This is a genomic window from Nocardia sp. NPDC051911 (assembly GCF_040681035.1).
Lineage (GTDB): Bacteria > Actinomycetota > Actinomycetes > Mycobacteriales > Mycobacteriaceae > Nocardia > Nocardia sichangensis.
The window spans coordinates 91,316-112,436 of record NZ_JBFAXY010000027.1; the positions used below are offsets into that span (position 1 = coordinate 91,316).

The window sequence follows — 21,121 nt, forward strand, 5'->3', positions numbered from 1 at the left end:
ACCGCCTCGTAGGTGTTCACTGTTCCACCTCCGACCGCCGGGCCATCCGCAGTTGCACCAGTGTCAACAGGAACAGGATCGCGAAGATCACCCAGGCGAGCGCGGAGGCGTACCCGACCTCGTAGAAGCCGAACGCATTCTGGAACAGCATGATCCCCAGCAGGTACGTACCCGTCTCCGGCCCCCCGTTGCCGCCGGTCAGCGCGTATGCCTGGTCGAACGCCTGCACGGAATTGATGATCGTGATGATGAAGACGAACGACAGCGGCCCCCGGATCAGCGGCACGGTGATCGCGAAGAATCGCCGCAGCGCCCCGGCTCCGTCGATCTCGGCGGCCTCGTAGAGCGTCTCCGGTACGCCTTGCATGGCGGCGAGCAGGATGACCGTCGCGAACGGCACGCTCTTCCACACGGTGACGATGCTGAGCGAGACCAGCGCCCAGTCGGGGTCGGTCAGCCAGGGCACCGCGTCGATGCCGATCCAGCCGAGCGCGACGTTGAGCAGCCCGTCGTCGGTGAACAGGAACCGCCACACCACGGCCATGGCGACCGCCGAGGCGACCAACGGCAGAAAAGCGATGGTGCGAAATAGGCCTATGCCGGCCAATTTTCGATTCAGCGCGGCGGCGACGGCGAGTCCGATCAGCACCGTGGGCACCAAGGTCAGCAGCGTGAAAACGGCCGTGTTGCGTAATGCGATGAGAAACAACGGGTCCGAGGCGAACAGCCGCCGATAGTTGTCCACACCGACAAATCGCATGGGGCTGAACAGGTCCCACGAATGAAAACTCAGATAGAGCGAAAAACCCAACGGGAACAACAAGAAAACCGCGACGGCCGCCACGTTGGGCGCGACGAATGCCCAACCGGCCCGCTCGCGCCGCCGCGCCAATCGGGAGGCGACCCCCGCCTTGCCCGATGTTTGCGATCGCCGCGCTGCCATCATGGCGTCTCCAGCAGCGCGTCGACGTCGGAGGCGAAACGGCCGTCCAACGAGGCGGCGGTGGCGGCGCCGCGCAGCACTCGGTTGGAGCCGCGTTCGAGCAGGGCGGACACCTTCCCCCAAGCGGGGGTGATCGGCAGCGGGCGGGAATTGGCCGGACCGGCGGTGAACACCTCGAGATTGCGGATCGCCCGGTGCGCGGCGGCGAACCCCGGTGAGTTCATCGCCGACTGGAGCACGGGGACGAACAGCCCGGACGCGGCGATGATCTCCTGACCCACCGGTCCGGTAGCGAATTTGACGAATTCCCAGGCCTGTTCGACACGCGGGCTGCCCGCGGCGATGGCCAGGCCCGTGCTGCCGACGTCGGTGATCGCGCCGGGACCGCCGTGCGGGCCCACCGGCAGCACCGTGATGTCGATCGGGAGATCGTCGTGCCCGGCGAATTCGGAATACAGCCAATGCCCGCCCAGCGCCATCGCGGCCCGGCCCCGCCGGAACAGGTCTGGGGCCGAGACGGAAAGCGTGTCGGCGGCTTTCGGCGCCACGCGGTGGCGTACGGCGAGGTCGGCGTAGAACTGGAATCCTTCGGCGAACCGCGGATCGCCGAGGTTGGTCCTGGTCGGACGCACCGAGGGCGAGAACCATTCGGCGCCGTTGTTCATGCCGAAGCAGGCCGCCGAGAAGTACGGCACCCAGGCGTCGGCGAACCCCCACCGGGTGCGAGACGAGTCATGCCTGGTCAACGCCTCGGCAGCGGCCAGGAACTCGTCGAAAGACCAGGCGTCGCGCCAGCGCGCGGGCGGAGTGATCCCGGTTCCGTCGAACAGCTCCCGGTTGTAGTACAGGAAGACGCCGGACCACTGTTCGGGCAGGGCGTACTGCCCGCCCGCGTAGGTGAAGGTGTCGTACAGCGCCGGATAGCTGTCGGCGCGCAGCTGGGCGGCGTACCGCGGATCGCGGTCGAGCAGGGTGTTCAGATCCAGCAGTACCCCGCGCTCGGCCAGCCCCGCGTAGGTCAGCTCCCACGCCATCAGCACGTCCGGGCATTTCCCGCCCGCGCAGTAGGTGAGCATCTGCTGGAGCGGGTCCGGACCCGACATGATGGTGCGAATCCTGATGTCGGGATGCAGCTTCCGGAACTCGTCGATGATCGTCAGCCGGACCCTGGCCTCTTCCGGCCTGGCCTGGAAGAAGAAGGTCAACGCGTCGTCGTCGGAGCCGCAGCCGCCGCTCGCCAGTAGTGGCGCGGCCAGCGCCGACCCGAGCAGCGTCCGGCGACGGACCCTGGCGACGGGATTCGCACGCAACACAGCCCTCCTCCAGGGCGGATGTGGAGCTTCTCGAACGGCATGGCAGCATACGTTCGGCAATCACATGGTGACGGCCGACACATGAACAATATTTCACGGTGCGCGTCCGACGTCCGGAATCGGCACGACGGCGATCATCGATCGGTTACGTTGTCACGTGTTTGAGCAAGATCCTGCGCGTTTTACAGGAGAGTAGGCAGATGGCGACAATCGAATATCTGCGGACCGATCCCGATCTGCCGCCCGTCGGCGTGGTCGACAAGTCCCCGATCACACCGGCCAAGAAATTGATCTTCGCGGGGATCGCCGCACTCGGCGCCATAGCGTGGGCGGTGCTCGCCATCTCACGCGGCGAATCGGTGAACGCGGTGTGGATCGTGATCGCGGCGGTGTGCACTTACATCATCGCGTACCGGTTCTACGCCAGGTTCATCGAACGCAAGATCGTCAAACCACGCGACGACCTGGCCACACCCGCCGAAATCCTGGAGAACGGCAAGGACTACATGCCGATGGACCGGCGGGTGCTCTACGGGCACCACTTCGCCGCCATCGCGGGCGCGGGGCCGCTGGTCGGTCCGGTGCTGGCCGCGCAGATGGGCTACCTGCCGGGGACCATCTGGATCGTGGTCGGCGTGGTGCTGGCCGGCGCGGTGCAGGACTACCTGGTGCTGTGGGTCTCGATGAAGCGGCGCGGGCGCAGCCTGGGGCAGATGGCGCGCGACGAGCTGGGCGTGATCGGCGGCTGGTCGGCCATCGTGGGCGTGCTGGTGATCATGATGATCCTGCTGGCGGTGCTCGCGCTGGTGGTGGTCAACGCGCTCGCGCACAGCCCGTGGGGCGTGTTCTCGATCGGCATGACCATTCCGATCGCACTGTTCATGGGTGTGTACCTGCGGTTCCTCCGGCCGGGCAAGGTCGGCGAGGTCTCCGTGATCGGGTTCGCCATGTTGCTGCTGGCCATCGTCGGCGGCGGTTGGGTGTCGGAAACCGACTGGGGCGCGGACTGGTTCACGCTATCTCCGGTGACCATCTCCTGGCTGCTGATCGCCTACGGTTTCGTCGCCTCGGTGCTCCCGGTGTGGCTGCTGCTCGCCCCGCGCGACTACCTGTCGACGTTCATGAAGGTGGGCACCATCGTGTTGCTCGCGGTCGGCATCCTGGTCACGTTGCCGGTGCTGCACGCGCCCGCCGTCTCGTCGTTCGCGTCCAGCGGTACCGGACCGGCGTTCGCGGGTTCGCTGTTCCCGTTCCTGTTCATCACCATCGCCTGCGGCGCGCTGAGCGGCTTCCACGCGCTCGTTTCCTCCGGCACCACGCCGAAACTGCTGGAGAAGGAATCGCACGCGCGGATGATCGGCTACGGCGGCATGCTGATGGAGTCGTTCGTCGCGGTCATGGCGATCATCACCGCCTCGATCATCGATCAGCACTTGTACTTCGCGATGAACGCGCCGCTCGGTCTCACCGGTGGCACCGCGGAGAAGGCCGCGGCCTACACCAATAGCCTCGGGCTCAGCGGTCCGGCGATCACTCCGGCCGAGCTGAGCCAGGCCGCGAGCGATGTCGGCGAATCATCGATCATCTCCCGCACGGGCGGCGCGCCGACGCTGGCGGTCGGCATCTCCGAGGTGTTCCACCAATTCCTGGGCGGCGCGAGCATGAAGTCGTTCTGGTACCACTTCGCGATCATGTTCGAGGCGCTGTTCATCCTGACCACGATCGACGCGGGCACCCGGGTGGCCCGGTTCATGCTCTCCGACGCGCTGGGCAACTTCGGCGGTGCGGCGAAGAAGTTCCGTGATCCGTCCTGGCGGGTGGGCGCGTGGCTGTGCTCGGCCGTCGTGGTCGGCGCGTGGGGCTCGATCCTGCTGATGGGTGTGACCGATCCGCTCGGCGGCATCAACACGCTGTTCCCGCTGTTCGGCATCGCCAATCAGTTGCTGGCCGCCATCGCGTTGACCGTCGTGCTGGTGATCGTGGTGAAGAAGGGCCTCACGAAATGGGCCTGGATTCCGGCGATTCCACTGGTCTGGGACCTCTTGGTGACGATGACGGCGTCGTGGCAGAAGATCTTCTCCGCCGATCCGAAGCTCGGCTACTGGAAGCAGCACAGCATCTGCCAAGCGGCGCAGGATGCCGGGAAGCTGTGCCTGACGGCGAAGACCCAGGACGACATGAACGCGATCGTGCGCAACACCTTCATCCAGGGCACTTTGTCGATCATCTTCGCGGTGCTGGTACTGATCGTGGCGGTGGTGGGCGCGCTGGTGGCCTTCCGCGCCTGGCGCTCCGGGGAGTCGACGACCACCGAGACGCCGGAACAGCCGTCGAAGATCTTCGCGCCCAGCGGATTCCTCGCCACCGCGGCGGAGAAGGAAGTCCAGAAGGAGTGGGACGAATTGATCGCGACCGGGAAGGCGCGCGCCTCCGGCGCGGCACACGTACACGCGCAATGAGCGACTCCGCGAAGCAGGGCGCCGATCGGTCCGCGCGACCGGTCGGCGCCCGGCTGCGCGCCGCGGCCCGCGCCTGCGGCGACGGCATCCGAGCGGGCGTCTGGTGGTTCGACTCGATCCTGGGTGGGCAGGACTACCAGCGTTACGTGGAGCACCTGCGGCGCAGCCATCCCGGCTGCGCCATCCCGACCGAGCGGGAGTACTGGCGGCAGCGGCATGCCGAGGCCGATCGCAATCCGGCCAACCGGTGCTGCTGACCGAAAAGATTTTCGGCGCGCGTCACCACATGCCGATTCGGTAGTTGCCACAACTGTTGACCCGGCAACGGCTGTGCGATCTCATGGTCGTCGTGCGAGGTCGCGGCTACCCCCAGCGATGGTGGCCGATTCCCGCTAGCACGGGTTCGCCGCAGCTGCCATTGTGGTGTGCGTGACGATCACGGCATTGGATTTCGAACGTTGCTACCGGGCGGTGTCGACCCGAGACTCGCGATTCGACGGGCAATTCTTCACCGCGGTGCGAACCACCGGAATCTATTGCCGTCCTTCGTGTCCGGCGATCACGCCGAAGCGGGCCAACGTGTCGTTCCTGCCGACCGCCGCCGCGGCGCAGCAGGCGGGTTACCGCGCCTGCCGCCGCTGCCTGCCGGACGCGGCGCCCGGCTCGCCGCTGTGGAACACCAGGGCGGATCTGGCCGCGCGGGCGATGCGGCTGATCGGAGACGGCGTGGTCGAGCGGGCCGGGGTACCGGGGCTGGCCGCCACGCTCGGCTATTCCCAGCGGCAGCTCACCCGGGTACTGACCACCGAACTGGGCGCGGGGCCGCTGGCGCTGGCCAGGGCGCACCGGGCGCACACGGCGCGGCTGCTGATCCAGACCACCGCGATGCCCATGTCCGACATCGCGTTCGCGGCGGGTTTCGCCTCGATCCGCCAGTTCAACGACACGGTGCGCGAGGTGTTCGCGGTCAGCCCCACCACCATGCGGCTCGAAGCGCAGCGCGCGAGAACCGGAGCCCCCGCGCGTCCCGCGCCGTCCGGCAGCGGCTCGCTCACACTGCGGCTGCCCTACCGGGAACCGCTCGACCGGGCCTGGCTGGAATGGTTCCTGTCCGCGCACGTGGTGCCGGGCATGGAATTGTGGGAGGACCGCGCCTACACCAGGAACCTGCGCACGCCACACGGGCACGCCACCGCGCGGCTGAGCTTCCAGCGCGACCATGTGCGCGCGGATTTGTCCCTGCACGACATGCGCGATCTCGCGCCGACGGTGACCAGGCTGCGGCACCTGCTCGACCTGGACGCCGACCCGGTCGGCATCGATGAAGCACTCGGTGTCGGGCCCACGGCGCACGGCGGCTCCCCGAAACGGCCGCCTGAGCAGGCCGCCGAATATCTGCCGGACGCGGGGGCGGGGTCACCGCCGGAGAGCGAAGCGCTGACCGAGATCGACCCGGTCGACGTCGGTCGCCCGTCGTTCACCCCCGGTATCCGTGTGCCCGGGTGCGTCGACGGCGCAGAACTATTGCTGCGCACCATGATCGGGCAGCAGATCTCGGTGGCCGCCGCCGCCACGCACACCGCCCGACTGGTCGAGGCACTCGGGGAACGGGTGGACGGGCCGATCCCGCTGCTGTTCCCGACGCCGGAGGTGATCGCCGAACGCGGCGCCGATATTTTGACCGGACCGGCGCGGCGCATCCGATCCATCACCGCGGCCGCCGAGGCGCTCGCCTCCGGGGAGCTGGCGCTGCACCAAGGGCGCACCGCCGCCGACCTGCGCCGCGACCTGCTCGCGCTGGACGGTGTCGGGCCGTGGACGGCCGATTACGTGACCATGCGCCTGCTCGCCGATCCGGACGTCCTGCTCGGCACCGACTTGGTCGTCCGCCGCGGCGCGAGCCTGCTCGGCATCGATCTGACGGATACCGCACGCTGGGTGCCGTGGCGATCGTACTTGTCCATGCACCTGTGGAAAACGGCACTGACCAGCCGCGCCACACCTTCCGTCGTCCCCACGCTCGCCACTACGAAAGGCAGTGTCGAATCATGAACGCCAGCTTCGCCGTCCGCACCGACGTCGGTAGCACCCGCACCGTCACAGCGGATTTCGCCGTCACGGAGACACCGCTCGGCCCGTTCGCCACGCTCGTCGACCCCGACGGCGCGGTGCTGGCCTCCGGTTGGACCTCCGACGCGGAAAACCTGCGCGGCCTGATCCATCCCGCCTTGCGGCCCGGCCGACTGCGGCAGCGGGATTCGCTGGGCGAGGTGACCGGTGCCGTCACCGCCTATCACGAAGGCGATCTCACCGCGATCGACCCGATTCCCGTTCGCCAGCAGTCCGGGGAATTCCTCGTGCACGCCTGGGAAGTGCTCCGCGCCGTCCCGGCGGGGAGCCCACTCACCTACACCGAATTCGCCGCCCGCGCCGGCCGCCCCGACGCCACGCGCGCCGCGGCCAACGCCTGCGCCCGCAACGCCGCCGCCCTCTTCGTGCCCTGTCATCGGATCCTCCGCATCGGCGGCGCACTCGGCGGCTTCCGCTGGGGATTGCCGGTGAAACGGTGGCTGCTCGACCACGAGGGCTGAGGTCTCGCGACTCGCCGCGCAGGGCATCGGCCACGAACAGGAAAAGACCTACAGCGACGGCGTGCGTCACGTCGGCGTGCTGGCCCGAGACGGCAACAGCCTGTCGTTCGGCGAGGCCGTAACGTGCTGATCGCCGACCGTCAGTCCTCGACGCTCAGTCAAGGGTGCGCCCGGGCAGCTCAGCGTGCCCCCGCGCGGCCTGCACGGTGCCGCTCATCCGGGTAGGTCGCGCGGACGCCTACGGTCGCCGTGGCCCATTCGCGCGGCTGATTTCCAGCCGGAAGCGTGCACGTCGTTTGGGCGGTTGCGAGGCGAACACGCCCACGCTCCGCCGCCTACGGGCCGGCTCTCGCGGGTAAGGACGTGGTGCGCTGCGTCCGGACAGGCCGCTCGGCAGTGCAGCCGATATGTTCACGTCCGGTACGCAGCGGCCGGTAAACCGTCGGCAGCGTGTCGCCACGGCCGGGTGCACCCACCGCCTGCAGGGCTCAACCGCCGAGCAGCCGGAACCGCCGAGCAGCCGGAGTCCGCGCTCAGGCGATCGTCGCCTGGAGGTGGGAGCCGTCGCGGCCGCGTACGACGTGCAGGCGGCTGGGGATACGCTGGCGCATCTCGTCCACGTGGCTGACCACGCCGACCACGCGTCCGCCCGCGCGGAGTTCGTCCAGCACGCCCATCACGGCGTCCAGGGTGTCGGCGTCCAGGCCGCCGAATCCCTCATCGATGAACAGAGTGTCCAGCACGAGGCCACCGGATTCGGCGGCGACGGTGTCGGCCAGGCCGAGCGCCAGCGAGAGCGAGGCCATGAAGGTTTCGCCACCGGACAGCGTCTTGGCCGGGCGGATGGCTCCGGTGTAGTCGTCACGGATGTCCAGGCCGAGGCCGCCTCGGCGACCACGCGGTCCTGCCTTGTCCGAGTGGACGAATTCGTAACGGCCGCCGGACATTCTGCGTAGCCGCAGCGAGCCCGCCTGCGCGACTTCCTCCAAGCGTGCGGCCAGGACGTAGGAGTGCAGGGACATGCGGCGGTTGTTCGCACCGCGCCCGGCGACCAGGTCGGCGAGACCGTCGAGTTCCTCGAACGCTCGTTGTGCCGGGGCGATCCGATCCACAGCGGCCCAGAGTTGGCCGCCGAGCTCCTCGAGCTGACTCGCTCGCCTGCTCGCCTCGGCATGGGCGGCCACAGCGGCGTTGAGCGCGGTCTGCGCGGCCGTCACCAGCGCGTCGAGTTCGGCGGGATCGCCGGGCTCCTGCTCCGACGCCGCTCGGATCTCCGGTTCCGCCAGAACCGCTTCCGCCGCGGCACGGGCACGGTCGGCGGCCACGAGTTCCGCTTCGATCTCGGCCTGCCGCCGAGAGTCACGCGATGCGGCGTTGACGACTTTCGCGTAGGCGGTCAAGCGCGCGACATCGTCTCCCAACGTGTCGCGAGTTCGAGTGCCGACAAGCGCCGGTTCCTCGGCGCCGACGGAGTCCGAAGCGGCCATCTCGGCGGATTCCGGGAGCTGAGCCGGACCGCCGGACAGAGCCGAGCCTTCAGTAGTGACCGACGCGGAGCCCGGAGCCGACGACGAACCGCCATACTCGCCTTCCGGCACGAAACCCGCGACGCCGGCGAGATTTTCCACCCGATCGGCGATCCGGGACACCTGCTCACGCGCCGCCACCGCTTCGGCGCGGGTTTCGCGCAGGGCGGTCGCCTCGGCGACGAGAGCGGCGAGCCGGGCACGGCGGCGGTCGATGGTCAGGTCGGCGCCCGCCGCGCTCCGCAGCCGGTCGGTGAGCTCGCCGAGGCGCCTTTCGGCGGAGGCGACGGTGGCGGCGACCGCGCTGCGGCGCGCCTCGGATGCGCGCAGCTCGTCGTGCAGGCGCGCCTCGTCGCCGCGCAGGCGCGTGAGTTCGGCTTCCAGCCCGTCGGCGTTGGCGGCCAGTTCCGAAGTGTCCTCGTAGCGGTCGGTCGCGGCGCGCAGGGCCGCGGCGAGTTCGACGCGGTCGGTATCGCCGCCGCGAGCGACCAGCGCTTCGATCTCGCGTTCCAGGCCGGTGATGCGAGCCAGCGCGCGATCGCGGACGTCCTCCGCGGCACGCTCGGCCGCCACCGCGGCTTCCTCCTCGTCCTTGGACACCGCGGTGTCGGTCGGCTGGGCGGGTGCGGGATGCTGCGCGGAACCGCAGACCGCGCAGGGGCTTCCGTCGACCAGCTCGCCGGCCAGTTCGGCGGCCATTCCGCTCAGCCTGCGCTCACGCAGATCCAGCACGAGTTCTTTGGCGTCGAGGTGCGCGGCGCGGGCGGCGTCGAACTCGATGCGGGCGTGATCGAGCGCGGTGCGCCGGGCGGCCAGCTCGACCGCGGCCGTGGCGGCCGCCTGCAACCGTTCGGTCTCCGCGGTGATGCCAGGCAGGGCGGCGACCGCTTCGGCGGCCTCGCGCAGCCTGGCCTCGGCCGCGGTGAGCACGGCGGGCAGCTCCTCGCGCCGTGCGGCGAGTTCGGTGACGCGCCGGGCCAGCGTCGCGTCCTCGGTGCGCAGGGCGTCGAGTTCACCACCGAGCCGGGTGGCGGTGGCGGCGTCGGTGCGCACTTCGTCCAGCGCACCGATCTGCGCGCTCCAGCGCTGGACCGCCGCGTCGATGTCGGCGTCATCGCGTACCCGGTCGCCGTCGACCAGTTCGGCGCCGCCGAGTTCGGCGCTCTCCGGTTCCAGCAGGCGGGCTGCGAGCCGCTCTGCCGCCGTGCGCTTTTCGCCCTCGCGCCTGCGCTGGGTTTGCACCGCCGTACGCGCTTCGTCGATGGCGGCGACGACCGGCGCGGCCCGGCGAGCGAGGTCGAGTTCGGCTTGCAGTGCGGCGCGCCGATCCGCGCCCGCCACGTAGTCGTCCAGTTGCGCGCGTGCCGAGCTCATGCGGCGACGCAATTCGCGCAGCCGACGCTGCTGTTCGGCCTGCTCCCGGACGCGCGCCGATTCCGCCTGGCAGCGTTCGACTTCTGCCGCGGCCGTGGCCAGGTCGACGCGCGCGGTGGACAAAAGATCCTGCGACCACCCGACGCATTCGCCCGTACCGACCGAATCCGCTACCCCCGCGGCCATGCCCACCTGCGTGATCAGCCGCTGGATGCCGTCGGTACGAGCATCCAGATCCGCTTCGGCGGCGCGGCGCTTGTCGGCGAGCCACTGCTCGGCGGTGCCGAAACGCTTCGTGTCGAACAGTTTTTCGAGCAGCTTCTCGCGATCTTCGTTGTCCGCGCGTAGGAAGCGGGCGAAGTCGCCCTGGGGCAGCAGCACCACCTGGAAGAACTGGTCGGCGCTCATGCCGAGCAGGCGCAGCACCTCCTCGCCGATATCCGGTATCCGGGAGAGGTTCTCGCCTCGGCCGTCCAGCCAGGCCAGCGTCGCCTTCGGATTGATCGTGCGCATGCCCGTGCCGTCCCGCTTGGGACGCTGGAACTCGGGGCTTCTGGTCAGACGCAGTCGCCGCCCGCCCAACGTCGCCTCCAGCACCACCTCCGGTGGTGTCTGCTCCGGTGCGTGATCGGAATGCAGGCGCTTGCTCTCCCCGCGCGCACCGGGCACCCGGCCGTAGAGCGCGAACGCGATGGCGTCCAGCACCGTGGTCTTGCCCGCTCCGGTCTGGCCGTGCAGCAGGAACAGCCCGTCGGCGCCGAGCGCGTCGAAGTCGACGACCGTGGTGGCGGCGAACGGGCCGAAGGCGGTCATCTCCAGCTTGTGCAGCCTCATGCCGCCGCGCCTGCGCCCGGCCTGGGCAGGGCGCTCATGCGGTCAGTTCCTCGGCGGCGGCCACGGTGGCCACCTGCTCCGGTTCGGCGACGGCGGCGGACAGCGCCCGCTCCAGCCAGGTCATCTCGCTCGAGCTGGGTGCGCCGCGGACGTCGGTGAGGAAGCTGTGGGCTACTTCGATGTCGCGGCGGCCGTGCACTCGCTCACGGTAGCGCAGGTCCGGGCTGCCCTCGGGCCGCACCCATTCGACGTGCACCGCGTAGGGGAACCGTTCGCGCAGCTTGCGCATGGCGTCGACCGGGCGGGCGACGTCGGTGAGCATCGCGGACACGTAGTGCTGTTCGGCCGTGCCGTACTCCGCGCCGCTCAGCAGTTCGTCCAGGGTGCCGGTCAGCTTGCTCAGGCCCCGCACCGTCGGTAGGTCCCGGCGGCGCACCGCTCGCAGGCCGGACGCATCCAAGTCGACGATCCAAACCGCTTTGCGATGCGCGTTCTCGCCGAACGAATACGGCAGCGGCGAGCCGGAGTAGCGCACCGCCTCCGCGAGCGTCTGCGGTGAATGCAAATGGCCGAGGGCCACGTAGTCGATGCCGTCGAAAGCGGCCAGCGGAACCGTCTCCACGCCGCCGACCGAGATGGAGCGCTCCGATCCGGTGGCTTCCCCGCCGACCACGAAGGCGTGCGCCAGCACGACCGTCCGCACCCCGGGCCGCCGCGCGATGTCGGCACGTACGCGAGCCATGGCCGCGTCCAGGATCTCCGCGTGCGAGCGCGCCTGCGGCACTTCGAGTTCCGCGCGGGTGATCTCCGGTTCCAAGTACGGGATGCCGTAGAACGCCACCGGCCCGTGCTCGTCTTCCAGCAGCACGGGCCGATCGGCGTCGGCCACGGTGGTGCGCAGATGCAGCCCGCCCGCGGCGGCGAAGCTCGCGCCGGCGCCCAGCCGAGCGGGCGAATCGTGGTTCCCCGAAGTGGCTACGATCCGCGCCCCCGCACTGCGGATCGCCTCGAATCCCCGGTTGCACACCGCGATCGCGTCGGCGCTGGGAATCGACCGGTCGTACACGTCACCCGGCAGCACCACCACATCGACCGATTCCTCGGCTACCAGCTCCGCGATGGCGGTCAGTGAACGAGCCTGGTCGGCAAGCAGATCGACCCCGTGGAACGTGCGCCCGATGTGCCAGTCCGAGGTGTGCAGCATCCGCATGCCGCGAAACCGTAGGGCAAGGCACCGACAGACTTCAATCGCCCCGCCCGCCGTGTCGGGTTCGCCCAGCCGGAACCCGGCGTGTCCAGCGGACGTGTCCGAGTCGGCGGATCCCGTTCGGCGACGAGCCGAAACCTCACACACCTCTTGGCCTCCCGAATCCCACGACGTGGGCGATTCCGGATGCCAGAATCCGAACAGCTATGTGAAATATGCGGCAACGCACTGGCCGAGCCGGTTTCCGACGCGATGCCGGGCAGTTGCCAGATGCTCGTTCCTGTCGGTGACGTACGGCACTATCTCCGCTATGACCGCACCGATGCTCGTCGCCCTCGTGCTGGTGTTCGCCGCCGGTCTCGGCCTCGGCTGGCTGGGTCGCGCCGCGCGGGACGGGCATCGCGCGGCGGCGGCCCAGGCGCGGCTCACCGCGACGGCGGACAACGAACGGCTGCTGCGGCAGTCGCTCACCGCGGCCAACGAGGATGCCGCGCGAAGGCATTCGCACGCCGTCGGCGCGCTGGTGGAACCGCTGCGGGCGGCGGTCGGAGCGCTGAACGAGCACATCCAGCAGGTCGAGCGACAGCGGCTCACCGCGTATTCGAGCCTGCGCGAACAGGTCGCGAGCATGCAGCGCACGTCGCATCAGCTCACCGGGGAGACCGGCCGGCTGGTCGCGGCGCTGCGCGCGCCGCAAGTACGGGGACGATGGGGCGAGATCCAACTGGAGCGGGTGGTCGAGCTGGCCGGGATGACCAGGCATTGCAATTTCCGGACCCAGGTGAGCCGCACCGGTCACGGCGAGGACGACCGCACGGTGCGACCCGATCTGGTGGTGCGCCTGGCGGGCGGCAGGCACATCGTGGTGGACGCCAAGGTGCCGTTCGCCGCCTACCTGGACGCCTGCGGCTCCGACGACCCCGACGTGCGCGCCGAGCTGCTCACCAGGCACGCCAAACATCTGCGCGCGCATGTCGACCAGCTGTCGGACAAGGCGTACTGGGCCGCCTTCGACCCCGCACCCGAATTCGTGGTGCTGTTCGTGCCCGGCGATCCGTTCCTGGACGCCGCCCTGACCACCGACTCCGAGCTGTTGGAGTACGCGTTCGGCCGCAATGTGATCCTCGCTACACCGACCACCTTGATCGCGTTGCTGCGCACTATCGCCTTCGGCTGGCGGCAGGAGGCGCTCTCCAAGGACATGGCCACCGTGCAGCGGCTCGGCCGTGAGCTGTACCAGCGGCTCGGCATGACGGGGAAACATCTGGACCGGCTGGGGGCGCAACTCGGCAGAGCTGTCGAGGCTTTCAATTACACGGTGGCCTCGGTGGAGTCACGAGTGATGGTTACCGCGCGCAAACTGCACGAGCTCGAGATGGCCGAGCAGGAAGTGCCCGAGATCGGGCGTGTGGATTCCCGGCCTCGCGCGGTGAGCTTCGCCGACGCGGGCGAGTAACCGGGACTATGGCCGTGCCGCCACGCCGCCGAGAGCGGCGGCAACTAATGTGCATATCGTGGCTGCTTCCGAACGTGTGCGATCCCGGGTGCCCGCGCCGCAACGCTCGATCCTGCCGTCGGTGCCGGGGATCCCGGTCGGCGCGGCGATCCTGATCGCGGTTGCCTGCACGTTTCTGGGATTCCTGATCGATGCCAGCGGCGGCAGTGCCGAGCTGACCGGCACGTTCGCCGCGCTGTACATCGTGGGCTGTGTGGCGGCCGTCGCCGCCGTTCGCTACCGGGGCTTGTTCAGCACGATGGTGCTGCCGCCACTGCTGCTCTTCGTCGCCGTCCCGCTGGCCTATCAGCAGCTCACCGGTCGTGGCTCGACCTCGATGAAGGACATCCTGCTGAACCTGGCGATCCCGCTGGTGAACCGGTTCCCGACCATGATGCTGGCCACGGTGGTGGTCCTGCTGATCGGTGGCGCCCGGATCTACCTGCACCGCCGGGAAGAGGGGGGCGACAAAGCGCCACGCCGTGGCGGCAGCTGGGGCAAGTCACCAGCGAAGACCAAGCCCGGCCGGTCCTCCCGTGGCCTGCCGGACGCCGCGCGCCGCAGAACCCGCCGCCCGAAGGACGAGCCCGCCGAGCCGGAGTCGGCCGATGCCGAACAGCCTGCTCCCCGACCGGCCCGCCGACCCGCGGCGCAGGTCGCCGATACCCCGCCGCGCGTCGCCCCCTCCCGTCCGCGCGAAGGGCGGGCTCCCGCCCGGGGCCCTGCCCGCCCGACCGGGGCGATGCCGCGGGCCGAAGCCGAACCACCGCGCGGCGCGGGCCGCCGCCGAGAGATGCCGCCGCACCCGCAGCCCAATGTGCGCTATCGCGAACGCGATTCGAACCGCCCGGAACGGCGCAGGCCAGAGAATCTGTAGGCGAGGTCGCTCGGTGCGGTCGGAGCTGGATACCGCACGCTCGGTGCGGGCCCGGCGTCAGCGCCGGGCGTCGCGCAGTTCGCGGGGAAGGGCGAAGACGAGGGTTTCGTTGGCCGTGGTGACCGGCTGGACGTCGCCGTAGCCGTGCTCGGCCAGGCTGTCCAGCACACCGCGGACCAGGATCTCGGGCACCGACGCGCCGGAGGTGATGCCGATCGTGCGGACGCCGACGAGCCAGGCCGGGTCGATCTCGCGGGCGAAGTCCACCAGATACGCGGCCTTGGCGCCCGCACCGAGCGCCACCTCCACCAAGCGCACCGAGTTCGACGAGTTGCGCGAGCCGACCACGATCACCAGATCGCATTCCGGAGCCATCGCCTTCACCGCGACCTGGCGGTTCTGCGTGGCGTAGCAGATGTCGTCGCTCGGCGGGTCCTGCAGGGCGGGGAAGCGCTCGCGCAGCCGCTGCACCGTCTCCATCGTCTCGTCCACGCTCAACGTGGTCTGCGAGAGCCAGATCACCTTCGACTCGTCGCGCACGCTGACCTGGTCCACCGCGCCGGGCCCGTCGACCAGCTGGACGTGTTCGGGCGCCTCGCCCGCGGTGCCCTCGACCTCCTCGTGGCCCTCGTGACCGATCAGCAGGATGTCGTAGTCGTCGCGGGCGAACCGCTTCGCCTCCTGGTGCACCTTGGTCACCAGCGGGCAGGTGGCATCGATGGTGTGCAGATTGCGCTCGGCGGCCGACGTGTGCACCGCGGGGGACACGCCGTGCGCGGAGAACACGACGACCGCGCCCTCGGGGACCTGGTCGGTCTCGTCGACGAAGATCACACCGCGGTCGCGCAGCGTCTCCACGACGTGCCGGTTGTGCACGATCTCCTTGCGCACGTAGATGGGCGCGCCGTGCTTCTCCAGCGCCTTCTCGACGGTTTCGACCGCCCGGTCCACGCCGGCGCAGTACCCGCGCGGCTCCGCGAGCAGCACGCGTTTTCCGCCGTCGGCGACGGCGCTTCCGGCACCTGCCGAGCGAGCGATTCCGACGTTCAAGGGAATGGCCGAAGACATGCCCACAGGATACGTGCGGCCCGGGATCCCGCCACGTCCGGGAGTTGCCCGTCACATTCCCGCCGCAACCCGCGGATCGGAATCGTGAGCCGGGTCTACGACCGGGTGCGCCGATTGTTTCGGACGGCCCGCCGGGTTCCCGCGCGTATTTCCGCGATATGAGTGTGGTCCCGCCGATCGGCCCCGACCCGCGAATACCCGAACCGCGCGCCCCTCCTTTGCATAACACACCATTTCCGGCAGGCTAGGACCATGTTTCGACCACCCTTTCTGGCCCGGGTCGCCGCAGGCGCGGCCGTATACGCCCTCGAGGAATCCCGTCGGCTACCCACGGCGGCAATGAATTTCCCGATCACGGCCATCAGTCAGGTGCTGCAGACGACGATGCACGTCCAGCAGTTCGTCACCAGTCTGGCCCTGAAGGGCGACGCGGTTTTCGACCGTTTGTCCAACCGCCCGGTCGAGCAGCCGGAGTGGGCCACCTTCGACGAGGACCTCGCCGACGACCCGAGCCCCAGCACGCTGCGCGCCAGCCGATTCGACCTCTACACCGCCGATGATCCCGACGCGTCCCCCGCGCCCGAATCCTTCGCCACGGACGACAGCCGCGCAGGCGCGACCAACGGCCATGTCGCCTCCGTGACGCCGATCGGCGAGCCACCGGTCGAAGAGCCGGACCCGGATACCGATCCCGAACCCGTCGCGGAAGCGCCCGTCATCGCCGAACCGGAAGTCGCCACCCGCTACGACTACGCCAACATGACCCTGGCCCAGTTGCGCGCCCGCCTGCGCCTGCTGACGATCGATGACCTCACCGCGCTGCTGGAGTACGAGCAGCACACCCGCGCCAGGGCGCCGTTCGTGACCATGCTCACGAACCGGATCGCCACTGTGCAGGCCCAGTGACCGAACCCCGGACACCCTCGTCGCCGACGGCTGGCCGGGAGACCTCCGGCCAACCCGCCGCCGCTCCGGCCAACTCCGCCGAGCATCCGTGGCCGGTGCGTTCGGTCTCCATCAAGGTCGCCCAGTGGATCGACCGGCTCGGCAGCATCTGGGTGGAGGGCCAGATCACCCAGATCAATCTCCGGCCCGGCACCCGCACCGCGTTCCTGGTGCTGCGCGACCCGTCCGCCGACATGTCGCTGTCGGTGACCTGCGATCCCGACCTGATCCGCAAATCCCCCATTCCCCTGCAAGAGGGCAGCCGGGTGGTCGTCTACGGCAAGCTCTCCTTCTTCACCGGGCGCGGCACGATCTCGCTGCGCGTGCTGGAGATCCGCCCCGTCGGCATCGGCGAACTACTGGCCCGCATCGAACGGCTGAAGGCGCTGCTGGACGCCGAGGGCCTGTTCGATCCCCGGCTCAAGCGTCCGATCCCGTTCCTTCCCGGAACCGTCGGCCTCATCACCGGACGCGCCAGCGCCGCGGAGCGCGATGTGCTGAGCGTCGCTCGCAATCGCTGGCCCGCGGTGCGTTTCGAGATTCGCAACACCGCCGTGCAAGGGCCGACCGCGGTATCGCAGATGCTGACGGCGCTGGCGGAGCTCGATCGGCATCCGGACGTCGAGGTGATCGTGCTCGCGCGCGGCGGCGGCAGCGTCGAAGACCTGCTGCCGTTCTCCGACGAGGCGCTGTGCCGCGCCATCGTGGCCGCGACCACGCCGATCGTCAGCGCGATCGGCCACGAACCGGACAACCCGCTCAGTGACTTCGTCGCCGACCTGCGCGCGGCCACGCCGACCGACGCCGCCAAACGGATCGTCCCGGACGCCGCCGCCGAACTGGCCTGCATTCGTGAACTGCGCGAACGCACCGCCGCGGCGTTGCGGGGTTGGGTCGACCGGGAGACCGAGGCGCTCGCCCAGCTGCGTTCGCGACCCGTGCTGGCCGATCCGCTGCGCGAGATCGATCGCCGCCAAGAAGAGATCGAACGCCTGCGCACGGCCACGCACCGCTGCGCCGAGCACTTCGTCCGCACCGAAGCCACGGCCACCAGGCATCTGCGCGAGAAACTCACCGCCGTCGGCCCCGCCGCCACACTCGCCCGTGGCTACGCTGTCGTGCAGCGGGTCACCGGCCGGGAACGCGAGGTGGTGCGTTCGATCGAGGACGCGCCCGCAGGCAGCCAGCTGCGCATCCGGGTCGCCGACGGGGCCGTCACGGCCGCCGCGCTCGGCACCCAGGCCCTCGGCGCCAAGAACACCGACACAGGGAGGAACTGACTTGGCCCAGTCCGGCAAGTCCACCGAAGCCGACGGGACGGGCGCCGACCCGGCCGACGATGCCGCCGAGATCGCCGGTTTCGGCTACGAACGCGCGCGCGACGAACTCGTCAACGTCGTCAAGATCCTCGAACAGGGCGGCCTCGACCTCGATGAATCCCTCGCCCTGTGGGAGCGCGGAGAGGCGCTGGCCAACCGCTGTGAGGAACATCTGGCGGGCGCGCGCAAGCGCGTCGAGGACGCGCTGCACCGCACCGACCTGGAGCGGCAAGAGTGACCATCCGCCGCGCCACGCCCGACATCCGCACCACCGACCTGGCCGCGAGCCGCGACTTCTACCGGCTGCTCGGCTTCCACGAGGCGATGGACCTGGGCTGGGTCGTGACGATGGCCTCGCCGTCCAACCCGACCGCGCAGGTCCTGCTCGTCGGCCCGGACGCCGAACAGCTCCAGCCGGACATGAGCGTGGAGGTGGACGACGTCGATGCCGTACACGCGGCGGTGACCGCCGCGGGCGCCGAGGTCGTCTACTCCTTGCGCGACGAGCCGTGGGGCGTGCGCCGCTTCTTCGTCCGCGATCCGAGCGGGACCATCGTCAACGTGGTGAGTCACCGCTGACGACGGCCCCCGGCCTCATCAGCGCGATGCGGCCACGGCGCGGAACCGGGCGACGCCGTCCGCGCTGCTCACCCGCTCGAATCCGGCCTTCTCCAGTACCCGCGCCGACGGCGGATTCGACAGCTCCACCTCGGCGTGCACCGCACGAACGCCGGGTGCGGTGAGCGCGTGCGCCGTGAGGGCGACGGTGGCCTCGGTGGCGTACCCGCGACCGCGCCGCGAGGCGACGATGCCGTACCCGAGCTCCAGGGCACCGCCGGCGGGCGGCCAGAACAGCCCGATCGATCCGACGACGAGCCCGGTCGAGCGCTCGACGACGAGCCTGTGCCCGAACGGCCCGAGCCAGTCCGGGTGCGCCGCGAGCAGGCCCGCGATGACGCGATCGCCGTCGGCAGGGAAATCCGCCGCCCACTCGGCGTGACGGCGGCCATCGAGCACGGCGGCCGCCGCAGCGGCGGTCCACGACCGCAGGATCAGCCGTTCGGTGCGCAGGTCGGGGGAAAGGGAAACAGACACGTGACACTCCTGGTCGTCGAAGAGAGACCGGTCCGCGTCCGCGGAAAATCAGTGGCGCGCGAACCGGCGAAAGGCATGCGAAAGACGGCTGAGGACAGCCATATTCATCGACCTCCGAAAACCGGTTCGGCACGTGTCTCGTGCCGCGGCAAAATTAACGAACGCGCGCCGCCGAAGACAAGCGGATTTCAGGGCTTCAGCGGTTGCGCCGCGGTAATCGCCTGGGCGAGCGTGCTGAACGCCGCCTGGTTGCCCGCGCCGGTGATCAGCACGCGGGACTGGCCGAGGTCGGCGATCCACGCGGTCTCCGAGCCCTGCTCGGCGTAGACGATCCATTTCTGCGCGCCGACCTGCTCGGTGCCACTGGCGTAGCGCGACCCGAGCACGAACCTGGCCAGCGCCTCCTCGGTCGCGTTGCTCTGACTGAACCGCATGTAGGTGCCCTGCGGCGTGATGTAGCCGACCGTGCTGACCGGCCCGCCCCCGTTGCCGCCGATGGACTCGCGACTGCCGGAGTTCGGCGTCCAGTCCGCGGGCAGGGCCGGGTTGCGGATGGGGAACGGCAGGGAACGAGCGTCGGCGGTGAGCGCGGCGCGCGCGTCGAAATGCGGGATCTGACCCTGCGTCGGACCGTTCGCGGCGAAACTGCATTGGCTGGCCAGCCCGGCGAACACCAGCGCGATCAGGACCAACGGGATCAACGACCAGAACAGATCCCGGTAGTCGTTCAAGATGCGCGGCTTTTGGTACGACACGCTCCCAGTATCCACTCGCGCGGCGACGCCGCCCCCCGCACCCCGGCACCACGAGCAGGGGTGTACGGCCGTGCCACATCGAATGAGACAATTGACCGGTACGTACCGACGCACAGGAGGCCCCGCAATGACGGCAACTTCCCCCACACCTAGCCGCCGCGAGGCGCCCGACCGCAACCTCGCACTCGAGCTGGTCCGCGTGACCGAGGCAGGGGCGATGGCCGCGGGCCGGTGGGTCGGACGCGGCGACAAGGAGGGGGGCGACGGCGCGGCCGTCGACGCCATGCGGCAGCTGGTCAGCTCGGTGTCCATGCGCGGCATCGTCGTCATCGGCGAGGGCGAGAAGGACGAGGCGCCCATGCTGTACAACGGCGAGGCCGTCGGCGACGGCACCGGCCCGGAAGTGGACTTCGCGGTCGACCCGATCGACGGCACCACGCTGATGTCCAAGGGCGTGCCCGGCGCGATCTCGGTGCTCGCGGTCGCCGAACGCGGCGCCATGTTCGACCCGTCCGCGGTGTTCTACATGCACAAGATCGCCGTAGGCCCCGACGCTGCCCACGTGATCGATATCTCGGCCCCGATCGCGGAGAACATCAGCCGGGTCGCCAAGGCCAAGAATTCCGCGAAGTCCGACCTGACCGTCTGCATCCTGGATCGCCCCCGGCACGCCGAGCTCATCCAGCAGGTGCGTGACGCGGGCGCCCGCATCCGCCTGATCTCCGACGGCGACGTCGCGGGCGCGATCGCCGCCGCCCGCCCCGACTCCGGCACCGACATCCTGGTCGGCATCGGCGGCACCCCGGAGGGCATCATCGCCGCCGCCGCGATGCGCTGTATGGGCGGCGAGCTGCAAGGCATGCTCGCGCCCAAGGACGACGAGGAACGGCAGAAGGCCATCGACGCGGGCCACGACCTCGACCGCGTACTGACCACCGAGGACCTCGTCTCCGGTGACAACGTGTTCTTCTGCGCCACCGGCGTGACCGACGGCGACCTGCTGCGCGGCGTGCGCTACTACGGCGGCGGCGCGTCCACCCAGTCGATCGTGATGCGCTCGAAGTCCGGCACGGTACGCATGATCGACGCCTACCACCGCCTGACCAAGCTGCGCGAATACTCCTCTGTCGATTTCATCGGCGACGAACACGCGGTCCCGCCGCTGCCGTAATTTTGCAGCGCCTCCGGCGCTGGTGTTCGCGGCCCTCTTGTGGCTCGCGTTTGCGCACCCTGGTGGCCTCGTGCCGGGTCGCGCCCGGCGCGGTGACCTCGACGCCGAAGTCGCGCCAGTCCGGCAGGTACAGATCGCGCAGCAGCGTA

General features: G+C 69.8%; 19 protein-coding genes. 11 read left to right on the forward strand and 8 right to left on the reverse strand.

Features of this window, described 5'->3' with window-relative positions:
* Positions 1-16 precede the first annotated feature (16 nt).
* Together AB0L97_RS28405 and AB0L97_RS28410 are read right to left on the reverse strand one after the other, a co-directional pair.
* The gene (locus AB0L97_RS28405) at positions 17-892 is read right to left on the reverse strand and encodes a sugar ABC transporter permease (protein ID WP_364435335.1); all 876 of its coding nucleotides are present in this window, start codon (positions 890-892) and stop codon (positions 17-19) included.
* Positions 893-942: 50 nt separating this feature from the next.
* The gene (locus AB0L97_RS28410) at positions 943-2,253 is read right to left on the reverse strand and encodes a sugar ABC transporter substrate-binding protein (protein ID WP_364435278.1); all 1,311 of its coding nucleotides are present in this window, start codon (positions 2,251-2,253) and stop codon (positions 943-945) included.
* Between the two features lie 203 nt (positions 2,254-2,456).
* Between AB0L97_RS28410 and AB0L97_RS28415 the strand changes: the two genes are divergently transcribed.
* The 4 genes from AB0L97_RS28415 (at position 2,457) to AB0L97_RS28430 (ending at position 7,306) form a co-directional block, all read left to right on the forward strand.
* The gene (locus tag AB0L97_RS28415) at positions 2,457-4,715 is read left to right on the forward strand and encodes a carbon starvation CstA family protein (protein WP_364435281.1); all 2,259 of its coding nucleotides are present in this window, start codon (positions 2,457-2,459) and stop codon (positions 4,713-4,715) included.
* Between the two features lie 86 nt (positions 4,716-4,801).
* Complete coding sequence (locus AB0L97_RS28420; RefSeq protein ID WP_355078664.1) at positions 4,802-4,972, forward strand: YbdD/YjiX family protein; 171 nt, start codon at positions 4,802-4,804, stop codon at positions 4,970-4,972.
* Between the two features lie 163 nt (positions 4,973-5,135).
* Positions 5,136-6,767 carry an Ada metal-binding domain-containing protein gene (locus AB0L97_RS28425; RefSeq protein WP_364435284.1) on the forward strand — a complete coding sequence of 544 codons (1,632 nt, stop codon included), beginning with the start codon at positions 5,136-5,138 and terminating at the stop codon, positions 6,765-6,767.
* Positions 6,764-7,306, forward strand: coding sequence for a methylated-DNA--[protein]-cysteine S-methyltransferase (locus AB0L97_RS28430; protein WP_364435287.1), 543 nt, complete (start codon positions 6,764-6,766; stop codon positions 7,304-7,306). The genes AB0L97_RS28425 and AB0L97_RS28430 overlap by 4 nt, the downstream gene beginning before the upstream one ends.
* Before the next feature lie 533 nt (positions 7,307-7,839).
* Here the strand turns inward: AB0L97_RS28430 and AB0L97_RS28435 are convergent.
* Both AB0L97_RS28435 and AB0L97_RS28440 read right to left on the reverse strand, forming a co-directional pair.
* Positions 7,840-11,040 carry an SMC family ATPase gene (locus tag AB0L97_RS28435; RefSeq protein WP_364435290.1) on the reverse strand — a complete coding sequence of 1,067 codons (3,201 nt, stop codon included), beginning with the start codon at positions 11,038-11,040 and terminating at the stop codon, positions 7,840-7,842.
* Between the two features lie 34 nt (positions 11,041-11,074).
* On the reverse strand, positions 11,075-12,250 hold the full coding sequence (locus AB0L97_RS28440; protein ID WP_355078618.1) for an exonuclease SbcCD subunit D: 1,176 nt from the start codon (positions 12,248-12,250) through the stop codon (positions 11,075-11,077).
* A gap of 307 nt (positions 12,251-12,557) precedes the next feature.
* On the opposite strand from AB0L97_RS28440, the gene AB0L97_RS28445 reads away from it, so the two are divergent.
* On the forward strand, positions 12,558-13,703 hold the full coding sequence (locus AB0L97_RS28445) for a DNA recombination protein RmuC (protein WP_364435295.1): 1,146 nt from the start codon (positions 12,558-12,560) through the stop codon (positions 13,701-13,703).
* Positions 13,704-13,761: 58 nt separating this feature from the next.
* Positions 13,762-14,619, forward strand: coding sequence for a DUF6542 domain-containing protein (locus AB0L97_RS28450; RefSeq protein ID WP_364435298.1), 858 nt, complete (start codon positions 13,762-13,764; stop codon positions 14,617-14,619).
* 57 nt (positions 14,620-14,676) lie between these two features.
* Here the strand turns inward: AB0L97_RS28450 and AB0L97_RS28455 are convergent, their stop codons facing one another.
* Positions 14,677-15,687, reverse strand: a complete 1,011-nt coding sequence (locus tag AB0L97_RS28455) for a 4-hydroxy-3-methylbut-2-enyl diphosphate reductase (RefSeq protein WP_364435301.1) — start codon at positions 15,685-15,687, stop codon at positions 14,677-14,679.
* Positions 15,688-15,939: 252 nt separating this feature from the next.
* On the opposite strand from AB0L97_RS28455, the gene AB0L97_RS28460 reads away from it, so the two are divergent.
* From AB0L97_RS28460 to AB0L97_RS28475, 4 genes are all read left to right on the forward strand, one after another.
* Complete coding sequence (locus tag AB0L97_RS28460) at positions 15,940-16,593, forward strand: lipid droplet-associated protein (RefSeq protein WP_364435304.1); 654 nt, start codon at positions 15,940-15,942, stop codon at positions 16,591-16,593.
* 95 nt (positions 16,594-16,688) lie between these two features.
* Positions 16,689-17,912 carry an exodeoxyribonuclease VII large subunit gene (xseA, locus tag AB0L97_RS28465; RefSeq protein WP_356966858.1) on the forward strand — a complete coding sequence of 408 codons (1,224 nt, stop codon included), beginning with the start codon at positions 16,689-16,691 and terminating at the stop codon, positions 17,910-17,912.
* A 70-nt stretch (positions 17,913-17,982) separates the two neighbouring features.
* Positions 17,983-18,189, forward strand: coding sequence for an exodeoxyribonuclease VII small subunit (locus AB0L97_RS28470; protein ID WP_355078662.1), 207 nt, complete (start codon positions 17,983-17,985; stop codon positions 18,187-18,189).
* Entirely contained in the window at positions 18,186-18,530 is a 345-nt protein-coding gene (locus tag AB0L97_RS28475; RefSeq protein ID WP_355078613.1) for a VOC family protein, read from the forward strand. The genes AB0L97_RS28470 and AB0L97_RS28475 overlap by 4 nt, the downstream gene beginning before the upstream one ends.
* Positions 18,531-18,548: 18 nt before the next feature.
* Here the strand turns inward: AB0L97_RS28475 and AB0L97_RS28480 are convergent, their stop codons facing one another.
* Together AB0L97_RS28480 and AB0L97_RS28485 are read right to left on the reverse strand one after the other, a co-directional pair.
* Positions 18,549-19,046, reverse strand: a complete 498-nt coding sequence (locus AB0L97_RS28480; protein ID WP_364435308.1) for a GNAT family N-acetyltransferase — start codon at positions 19,044-19,046, stop codon at positions 18,549-18,551.
* 188 nt (positions 19,047-19,234) lie between these two features.
* Positions 19,235-19,801, reverse strand: a complete 567-nt coding sequence (locus AB0L97_RS28485) for a DUF4245 domain-containing protein (protein ID WP_355078611.1) — start codon at positions 19,799-19,801, stop codon at positions 19,235-19,237.
* 127 nt (positions 19,802-19,928) lie between these two features.
* Here AB0L97_RS28485 and glpX point away from each other — a divergent pair, with 127 nt between their 5' ends.
* Complete coding sequence (gene glpX, locus AB0L97_RS28490) at positions 19,929-20,972, forward strand: class II fructose-bisphosphatase (RefSeq protein ID WP_355078610.1); 1,044 nt, start codon at positions 19,929-19,931, stop codon at positions 20,970-20,972.
* On the opposite strand, the gene AB0L97_RS28495 is transcribed toward glpX, so the two are convergent.
* Positions 20,935-21,121 (reverse strand): hypothetical protein (locus tag AB0L97_RS28495; protein ID WP_364435313.1); only part of this gene is annotated, 187 nt, incomplete at its 5' end. The two genes, glpX and AB0L97_RS28495, sit on opposite strands and share 38 nt — an antisense overlap.